Raw genomic sequence first — 8379 nt, 5'->3', positions numbered from 1 at the left:
CCCGTCCGCGGCCCAGAAGTACCAGACCGACCACGGCTTGCCGGACGGTGACGCCTTGAGGATCCCGGTCCCGCGCCAGACGTCGAGCTTCAGCACCCGGTCCTCGGTGAACATCCCGATCGGACCGGCGTACCGCGTCTCCCGCCCGTCGACAAGCACCGGTTTCAGCAACGGCGTACCGCCGGCGAGCCAGGCGACCAGCCCGTCGGCGTCGTCGCGCACGACCGTCATCGGCCGTACGTTCGGCAGGCCGGCGTGCCGGCCGCTGCCCTCGTACACCCACTCGATCGTCGTGCCCGGCTTCCAGTACCGCGTCACGAGCCCGGCCGGGTCATCGACAGTACGTCGAGGGCCGCGTCCAGCTGCTCCTCGGTGAGGTCTCCCTTCTCGACGTGACCGTTCTCGATCACGACCTCGCGGATGGTTTTCCCTTGTTTCAAAGCACTCTTGGCGACCGCCGCGGCGTTCTCGTACCCGATGTAGCGGTTCAGCGGGGTGACGATCGACGGTGACGACTCGGCCAGCACGCGGGCGTGGTCGACGTTCGCGGTGATGCCGTCGACGCAGCGGTCGGCGAGCAGGCGGGAACTGTTCGCCAGCAGGGTGATCGACTCCAGCAGGTTGCGGGCGATCACCGGAAGCATCACGTTCAGCTCGAAGTTGCCTCCGGCACCGGCCACGGTGATCGTGGTGTCGTTGCCGATCACCTGGGCGGCGACCATCAGCGTCGCCTCGCAGATCACCGGGTTCACCTTGCCGGGCATGATGCTCGATCCCGGTTGCAGGTCCGGCAGCGCGATCTCGCCGAGCCCGGCGCGCGGCCCGGAGCCCATCCAGCGCAGGTCGTTGCAGATCTTCGTCAGGCTGACCGCGACCGTCTTCAGCTGCCCGGACAGCTCGACCAGGCCGTCGCGCGCGCCCTGCGCCTCGAAGTGGTCCTCGGCCTCGGACAGCTCGAGCCCGGTCCGCCGATTCAGCTCGGTGATCACCGCGGCGGCAAACCCCGGCGGCGTGTTGATCCCGGTGCCGACCGCCGTACCGCCCAGTGGCAGCTCGGCGACCCGCGGCAGCGTCGCCCGCACCCGGGACGCCCCGCGCCGGATCTGCTGTGCGTACCCGTTGAACTCCTGGCCGAGGGTGACCGGCGTCGCATCCATCAGGTGGGTCCGCCCGGACTTCACCACCTCGGCGAACTCGGATCCCTTGCGGGCAAGGGAATCCGCCAGGTGTTCCAAGGCCGGCAGCAGCTCTTGTACGACGCCCGCGGTGGCCGCGACGTGGATCGCCGACGGGAACGTGTCGTTGCTGGACTGCGACGCGTTGACGTGATCGTTCGGGTGCACGTCGGCACCGAGCGCGCGGGTGGCGAGCGTGGCCAGCACCTCGTTGACGTTCATGTTCGTCGACGTACCGGACCCGGTCTGGAAGACGTCGATCGGGAACTCCGCGTCGAACTCCCCCGCGGCCACCTGGTCCGCGGCCTCGACGATCGCCGCCGACCGGTCCGCGTCGAGCACGCCGAGGGAAGCGTTCACGACCGCGGCCGAGGCCTTGATCTGTGCCAGTGCGTGCACGAGCTCGGGCGCCAGCGGCCGCCCGGAGATCGGGAAGTTCTCCACCGCGCGCTGTGTCTGCGCGCGCCACAAGGCGTCCCGGGGCACCTTGACCTCGCCCATCGTGTCGTGCTCGATCCTGAACTCTGCGTCATCACCCATACCTGCAGAGTACGTCGATCGACCCTGCCGAAAAGCCCCGATCGACAACCTGTGGACAACACCACAGAGGAGAAGATCGGTCGGCTACGAGCTGCCCTGATAGACGTAATACAACTCGTCACGGCCCTGGAGGCGGACCGGGACGGGCTTGACGTCGCACGCACCGAAGACGGCCTCGACGGCCGACTCCAAGGCGGGTGACGCCGACGAGGACCATACCGTGAGGACACCGCCGGCGCGGAGCTTGGCGTGGCAGGTGGCCAGGAATCCGGACGTGTAGATCGCCGAGTTCTCGTTGTAGACAAGGAAGTCCGGGCCGTTGTCGACGTCCAGCAGGATCGCGTCGACGGACGCGTCGGGAAGGTCGGCAACCACGGTACGGACGTCCCCGACGACGACTGCAACCCGCGGGTCGTCGAGCACCGACGGCACCAGGCCCGCGCGCATCCACGCGACCAGGTCCGGCTCGATCTCCGCGACGACCACCTCACCGAGCCGATCGTCGGTCAGGAGCGCGCGAACGGTGTACCCGAGGCCGAGCCCGCCGACCAGTACCCGGTCCGGGTGCCTGACCGTTTCCAGCGCCGCCGACGCCAGGAGCTCCTCGCTGGACGTCTCCTGGTCGTCCATCACGAACACGCCGTTGACGCGCAGCTCCAGCGCCTCGTCGTCGCGGCGGCGCAGTACCAGCTCACCGCGCTCGCTCACTGCGTGTGCCAGCTCCACGTCGGACGGGGTGATCAGTACCAGTTCGTGGCCTGCGAGTGGCCCCAGGCGCTGCAGGGAGAGCCGTAGGTCGCTTCGATGTAGTCCAGGCCCCACTTGATCTGGGTGACGGGGTTGGTGCGCCAGTCGGAGCCGTACGCCGCCATCCGGTTGCCGGGGAGCGCCTGCGGGATGCCGTACGCCGAGGACGACGGGTTGGCCGCGCTGACCTGCCAGCGGGACTCCTTGTTCCAGAGCTTCTCCAGGCAGCTGAACTGGCCCTGGCCCCAGCCGTGGTCGGGGAGGAGGTTCATCGCGACCTCCTTCGGCGTGCCCGCGTACTTCTTCCGCTCGGCGTCCCGGCTGGCGCGCTCCTCGCTGGAGGAACGGTTGGCGCGGGCAAGAGCCTCGTAACGCTTCAGAACGGCGTTCTTGGCGGCCATCTTCTGGTCGGCCGCGTTCTGCAGCGCAACCTGCTGCTGAGCGATGGCCTCGACCTGGTTCCGCATCCGGATCGCGTCAGCGGCGGCAGCGGAGGCGCCTGGCATCGGTGTGGTGGACGGCTTGTCGTCGCTGGCCAGCACCTTGCCACTGTTCAGGACGGCCATCTCAGCACGCCCGGTTGCCTGCTCCGACGCACTACTGCTCCCAGGAGAGCTGAAGAGGTCGACACTGGCGACAACGGAGACCACGGCGATTCCGGTAACTGCAAGAACCGCGACGGAGCGCTTCGCTTTCATCTGTCCTTCCGAGAAACCCGACCCCCGTCGGCTGCAACGAGAACATACTCTGGCGCAAACCGTCCGTGATCACAAGCAGGTCACGGACGAACGGCGCGGCCGCCGCGTGGCGACCGCACCGTTCTTACCTTCGTTTTACAGAAAGCTATGACCTAACTACACGAACACTCCTTACAACTGCAAGTCGTCCAGCATCTCGGTGACCAGCGCCGCGATCGGCGAGCGCTCCGAGCGGGTCAGCGTGACGTGCGCGAACAGCGGGTGCCCCTTCAGCTGCTCGACCACCGCGACCACGCCGTCGTGCCGTCCGACCCGCAGGTTGTCGCGCTGGGCGACGTCGTGGGTGAGTACCACCCGCGAGTTCGCACCGACCCGGGACAGCACCGTGAGCAGCACGTTCCGCTCCAGCGACTGCGCCTCGTCGACGATCACGAACGCGTCGTGCAGCGACCGGCCGCGGATGTGCGTCAGCGGGAGCACCTCGAGCATGCCCCGGTCGATCACCTCGTCGATCACGTCGCTGCTGGTGAGCGCGCCCAGCGTGTCGTACACCGCCTGGGCCCAGGGCTGCATCTTCTCCGACTCGCTGCCCGGCAGGTACCCGAGCTCCTGGCCGCCGACCGCGAACAGTGGCCGGAAGACGACCACCTTCTTGTGCTGGCGGCGCTCCATCACCGACTCCAGGCCCGCGCACAGCGCGAGCGCGGACTTACCGGTGCCGGCGCGGCCGCCGAGCGAGATGATCCCGACGTCAGGGTCCAGCAGCAGGTCGAGCGCGACGCGCTGCTCGGCGGATCGGCCGCGGATCCCGAACGCCTCGCGGTCGCCGCGGACCAGCCGCACGCGCTTGTCCGGCATCACCCGGCCGAGCGCGCTGCCCCGGTCCGACAGCAGCACCAGCCCGGTGTGGGTCGGGAACTCGCCGGCCTCCGGCAGCTCCACGGCGCCGAGCTCGTACAGGTCGTCCACGACCTGGGTACCGACCTCGAGCTCGGCCATCCCGGTCCAGCCGGACTCCAGGGTCAGCTCGGCCCGGTACTCCTCGGCCTGCAGGCCGCACGCGGACGCCTTGACCCGCATCGGCAGGTCCTTCGAGACCAGCGTCACGTCCTTGCCCTCGGCCATGAAGTTGCAGGCCACGGCCAGGATCCGGCTGTCGTTGTCGCCGAGCCGGAACCCGGCCGGCAACGTCTCCGGGTCGGTGTGGTTCAGTTCGACCCGGAGAGTTCCACCCTTCTCCCCCACTGGCAGGGGTGCGTCCAGACGTCCGTGCAGGATCCGGAGCTCGTCGAGCAGTCGCAGCGCGGTACGGGCGAAGTAGCCGAGTTCCGGGTGATGCCGTTTGGCCTCCAATTCGGTGACGACGACCACCGGGACGACCACCTCGTGCTCGTCGAACCGCAGCATCGCGTGCGGGTCGGAGAGGAGCACCGAGGTGTCCAGCACGAAGGTGCGCTGGTCCGGTGTGGATGAGGTACTTGACGCCTTGGCGTGGATGGCCATGTCGCACGTCCTCTTCTAGGCCGTGACGTACACCCTCGCCCCGGCCCGCCAGTGGTTAGGTGATGGGTCGGGTGCCGCCCTCGGGGCCCGGTGTTGGCCCCGTCCGCGCCGCCGCGTGTGCGGCAACGGCGATCAGTGAGTTCGAGACCGCGGAGGGTCTCGGGGACTCCGTTCGGCCCCTCATGGGGCAACCGGCTGGAACGAGATTCTCAAACTGATCGGGCCTCCCGTGACAGCCGGCTTCCCCTCCGACCGTCTCTGCCAGCGTAGGAGCCTCCCGCAAACGGCGCAGCCCGACACGCCCGGCCACGGGGTTAACACGGCGTTACGGCTTACCCCCCGCGAGGGAGTCGCTTCACTCCGCTGGGTGATCCGGCATCGTACGCCGCTCGGAGACGCTCAACGCATGCGAAAGAACTGGCCGACCTGGACCGGCTACCTCACCGCGCTCTGGTCCTTCGTGTACGGCGTACTCGGCCTGTACTGGTCCTTCGGCGGCTCAGGCTTCCCGTTCGCGCCCGTCCCGGACGACCGCGCCACAGGCTCGATTCTTGAGGGTACGTCGTACCAGGTGGTTGCTCCGGTGATGGCAACGATCGGTCTGGGCGGTGCGGTGCTGGCGGTCGTGATGACACGCTCACGACCCCGCGGACGGCTCCTGCAGGCCGTTGCCGCAGTACTCGCCGTAGGGCTCGCTCTGGTGATTCCTGACTACACACTGATCGCTGTTGTGGCGTTAGCGCCCGCACTGGTCGTGTTCGCGTTCACGGGCGTACCAGGGGCTCAGGGCGGTGTCGGTGACATTCTGTACTGGCATCGCGTGAACCTGCTCATCGTGTTCGTCGGTGGCGTGCTCTGGGCCGCGACCGCGATCGCGTACGACCGCCGCAGCCGCAACGTGTGCGTCTCGTGCGGACGAGGTGCCGTGGAGCACGCCTGGACCCGCCCGGAGGCCGCGCTGCGTTGGGGGAAGTGGGCCGTGGGCGTCGCGGTGGTGGCGAACCTGCCGTACGAGTTCACCCGGATCGCCTGGTACTTCGGCTGGCCCGTCGGCATCACCGACGACTTCCACCGGATGATGGCCGACACGCCGGGGATGCTCGAGATGGGCCTCGGGCTGGCCGTGATGGGGCTCGCGGGCAGCGTCCTCACCCACGGGCTGGTGCACCGCTGGGGCGAGGTCTACCCGCGGTGGATCTGGTTCACGGCCGGCCGGCGGGTACCGCCGCTGCTGGCGATCGTCCCCGCGTCGATCGTGGCCGTCGTACTGATCCCGGCAGGGCTGATGAACGCCCAGCTGCCGCTCGACGGCGACAACTGGGCGATCAACGCGCCGGGCATCCTCTGGACCGTGTGGGGCGCAGCGCTCGGCACGGCGACGTACGCGTACCACCTGCGCCGCCGTACGACGTGCAGGCGATGCGGCCGCGGGACCACACCGTCCACGTTGCAGGAGGTTTCTCTGGTCTAGGTGCCGAAGCGGCGCTCGCGTTGGGCGTAGCTGCGGATCGCCCGCAGGAAGTCCACGTGCCGGAAGTCCGGCCAGAGCGCCTCGCAGAAGTAGAACTCGCTCAGCGCGCTCTGCCAGAGCAGGAAACCGCCGAGCCGCTGCTCACCCGACGTACGGATGACCAGGTCGGGGTCCGGCTGACCCTTCGTGTACAGGTGCCGGGCGATGTGCTCGACGTCGACCCGGTCGGCCAGCTCCTCGATCGAGATGCCCTTCGCGGCCTCCTCCAGGAGCAGCGAGCGGACCGCGTCGGCCAGTTCGCGGCGGCCGCCGTACCCGACCGCGACGTTCACCAGCATGCCGTCGACGTCCTGGGTCGCGGTCTCGGCCGCCTTCAGGGCTTCCGCCGTACTGCCGGGGAGCAGGTCGAGCGCCCCGACCGGGTGGATCCGCCAGCGGCCGATCGCGGTCAGCTCCTCGACGGCCTGCTCGATGATCCGGAGCAGCGGCTCCAGCTCGTCGGCCGGACGGGTCAGGTTGTCGGTGGACAGCATCCACACCGTGACGACCTTCACGCCGACCTCGTCGCACCAGTACAGGAACTCCGAGATCTTGTTGGCCCCGGCCTCGTGACCGCGCGACACCGGGTCGCCGACCTGCCGGGCCCAGCGCCGGTTGCCGTCGATGATGACGCCGATGTGCCGCGGGATCCGGTCCGGCGACAGCGATCGGGTGAGCCGGCGTTCGTACAGTCCGTAGACCGCACCGCGCAGCTTCTGCTTGCCAGGTGTCCGCATGGGCAGGGTGCTCTCCTCAATGACTTCTCGACCACGAGGCTAGCCCAGATTCGCCCTGCTGGGAGAGGCCCTGGAGTGCCTCACAGAAAGCTGTCAGCCAGTCCGAACTTTCCGCGAAGTTCGTGCATCGAACACGCGGAGGTGTCGCGTCGTCCGGGTGACGTCGCCTACATTTCATCCTTCTGGACCATTTAACCTACGGTTCCGTAGGTTACGGTGGCGTAGGTATCCGGCCCGAAACCCTCGAAAGGACGGCGATGTCCGCTTCCAGCGCCCAGCCCCAGGAACTCGGTCACCGGTTGTCCGGCCGGATCGGCCCGCTGAAACCGAAGCTCCGTGGATGGCTGCACGCCGGCACGTTCCCGTTCGCCACCGCCGCCGGCATCGTCCTGATCTGCCTGGCACCGCACGCCAACGCCCGCTGGGCGGCCGCGGTCTACACGGTCGGCGCGATGCTGCTGTTCGGCATCTCGGCGCTGTACCACCGGTTCTACTGGGGCCCGACCGGCGAGGCGATCCTGCGCCGCCTCGACCACAGCAACATCTTCCTGCTGATCGCCGGCACCTACACCCCGCTCGGCATGGTCCTGCTGCACGGCAAGGACCGCCTTCTGATGCTCGGCCTGGTCTGGGGCGGCGCCGCGGCCGGCATCCTGTTCCGGATCTTCTGGCTGAGCGCACCGCGCTGGATCTACACGCCGATCTACCTCGCGCTCGGCTGGGTCGCCATCTTCTGGATGGGCGACATCTACCACACCGGCGGCGCGGCCGTCGTGACGCTGATCGCGGTCGGCGGCGGCCTGTACTCCATCGGCGCCGTCGTCTACGGCACCAAACGCCCCAACCCGTCACCCCGCTGGTTCGGCTTCCACGAAATCTTCCACGCCTTCACCGTGGCCGCCTTCATCTGCCACTACATAGCCGTAAGCATCGCCACCTACCGCGCCGGCTGACCCCACGCCCTGCCGCCCGGCCACACCGGGTTGTCCTGCGGCGCCGGCGTGTACGGCGCGTGCGGCGCGAACGTCGCTGACACCCCGCGGTACGCACCGCGCCGAGTCCACCCCGCGCGAAACTCCTCCTCCGAGCGACCGGCCGACCGGCCGACCGGCACGAACCCACACCAGGTGAATCCCCCGCCCCGACGCATCCGCACGTACACCTGCCTAACGAGCGGACCACCTATCCGCGCAACACACCACGGACCACCCGGTCGCCCGGGTTCGCCGTACGTGAGCGTGAGCTCGACGAGGTAGTCCGCCGTACACCTGCCTGACGCACAAGCGGATCACCTGCGCTCGCCACACACCACGGCCCGCACCGCCGGATCGCCCCCGGCCTGCTCGCCCAACCGCCCGCGCCTGGCGGCTCACCCACCCTCCAAGGAACACCTGAGCGCGGACTGTGAACACCCACCGGGGACTGAGAACAAGTAATTGCTTGTTCCCAGCATCCATTGCCTATCGCCA

The 8379-nt window shown here is 68.7% G+C and carries 7 protein-coding genes and 1 pseudogene; 2 read left to right on the top strand and 6 right to left on the bottom strand.

Annotated features, from left to right (window positions below; genetic code table 11):
- The 5 genes and pseudogenes from VFF46_RS03540 to VFF46_RS03520 all read right to left on the bottom strand — a co-directional run.
- Positions 1–318 (bottom strand): annotated as a pseudogene (locus VFF46_RS03540) (DUF402 domain-containing protein); the annotation flags it as partial.
- Entirely contained in the window at positions 315–1715 is a 1401-nt protein-coding gene (locus tag VFF46_RS03535; protein ID WP_325035547.1) for a class II fumarate hydratase, read from the bottom strand. The gene VFF46_RS03535 and the pseudogene VFF46_RS03540, both read right to left, overlap by 4 nt.
- Before the next feature lie 84 nt (positions 1716–1799).
- Positions 1800–2441: a hypothetical protein gene (locus tag VFF46_RS03530; protein WP_325035546.1), complete on the bottom strand. Its 642-nt coding sequence runs from the start codon at positions 2439–2441 to the stop codon at positions 1800–1802.
- Positions 2442–2455: 14 nt separating this feature from the next.
- Positions 2456–3028 (bottom strand): hypothetical protein, encoded by a 573-nt coding sequence (locus VFF46_RS03525; protein WP_325035545.1) that lies wholly within the window; start codon positions 3026–3028, stop codon positions 2456–2458.
- Between the two features lie 303 nt (positions 3029–3331).
- A complete protein-coding gene (locus VFF46_RS03520) occupies positions 3332–4663 on the bottom strand; it encodes a PhoH family protein (RefSeq protein WP_325035544.1) in 1332 nt (443 codons plus the stop codon).
- Between the two features lie 406 nt (positions 4664–5069).
- On the opposite strand from VFF46_RS03520, the gene VFF46_RS03515 reads away from it, so the two are divergent.
- A complete protein-coding gene (locus VFF46_RS03515; RefSeq protein ID WP_325035543.1) occupies positions 5070–6134 on the top strand; it encodes an NYN domain-containing protein in 1065 nt (354 codons plus the stop codon).
- On the opposite strand, the gene VFF46_RS03510 is transcribed toward VFF46_RS03515, so the two are convergent.
- Positions 6131–6910 carry an isoprenyl transferase gene (locus VFF46_RS03510; RefSeq protein ID WP_325035542.1) on the bottom strand — a complete coding sequence of 260 codons (780 nt, stop codon included), beginning with the start codon at positions 6908–6910 and terminating at the stop codon, positions 6131–6133. The genes VFF46_RS03515 and VFF46_RS03510 overlap by 4 nt on opposite strands.
- Positions 6911–7167: 257 nt before the next feature.
- On the opposite strand from VFF46_RS03510, the gene trhA reads away from it, so the two are divergent.
- Positions 7168–7863, top strand: coding sequence for a PAQR family membrane homeostasis protein TrhA (trhA, locus tag VFF46_RS03505; RefSeq protein ID WP_325035541.1), 696 nt, complete (start codon positions 7168–7170; stop codon positions 7861–7863).
- The last annotated feature ends 516 nt before the right edge of the window (positions 7864–8379 follow it).

Origin of the sequence: Kribbella sp. (genome assembly GCF_035655035.1) — a bacterium.
In the GTDB taxonomy this organism is placed as follows: Bacteria; Actinomycetota; Actinomycetes; order Propionibacteriales; family Kribbellaceae; genus Kribbella.
The sequence above is the reverse complement of the archived record's forward strand: the minus strand, read 5'-3'. Positions and strand labels throughout refer to the sequence as shown.

Coding starts and splice junctions, on each gene's coding strand:
- VFF46_RS03535 (WP_325035547.1), bottom strand. CDS start 1,715: ATGGGTGATGACGCAGAGTTCAGGATCGAGCACGACACGATGGGCGAG.
- VFF46_RS03525 (WP_325035545.1), bottom strand. CDS start 3,028: ATGGCCGTCCTGAACAGTGGCAAGGTGCTGGCCAGCGACGACAAGCCG.
- VFF46_RS03520 (WP_325035544.1), bottom strand. CDS start 4,663: ATGGCCATCCACGCCAAGGCGTCAAGTACCTCATCCACACCGGACCAG.
- VFF46_RS03515 (WP_325035543.1), top strand. CDS start 5,070: ATGCGAAAGAACTGGCCGACCTGGACCGGCTACCTCACCGCGCTCTGG.
- VFF46_RS03510 (WP_325035542.1), bottom strand. CDS start 6,910: ATGCGGACACCTGGCAAGCAGAAGCTGCGCGGTGCGGTCTACGGACTG.
- trhA (WP_325035541.1), top strand. CDS start 7,168: ATGTCCGCTTCCAGCGCCCAGCCCCAGGAACTCGGTCACCGGTTGTCC.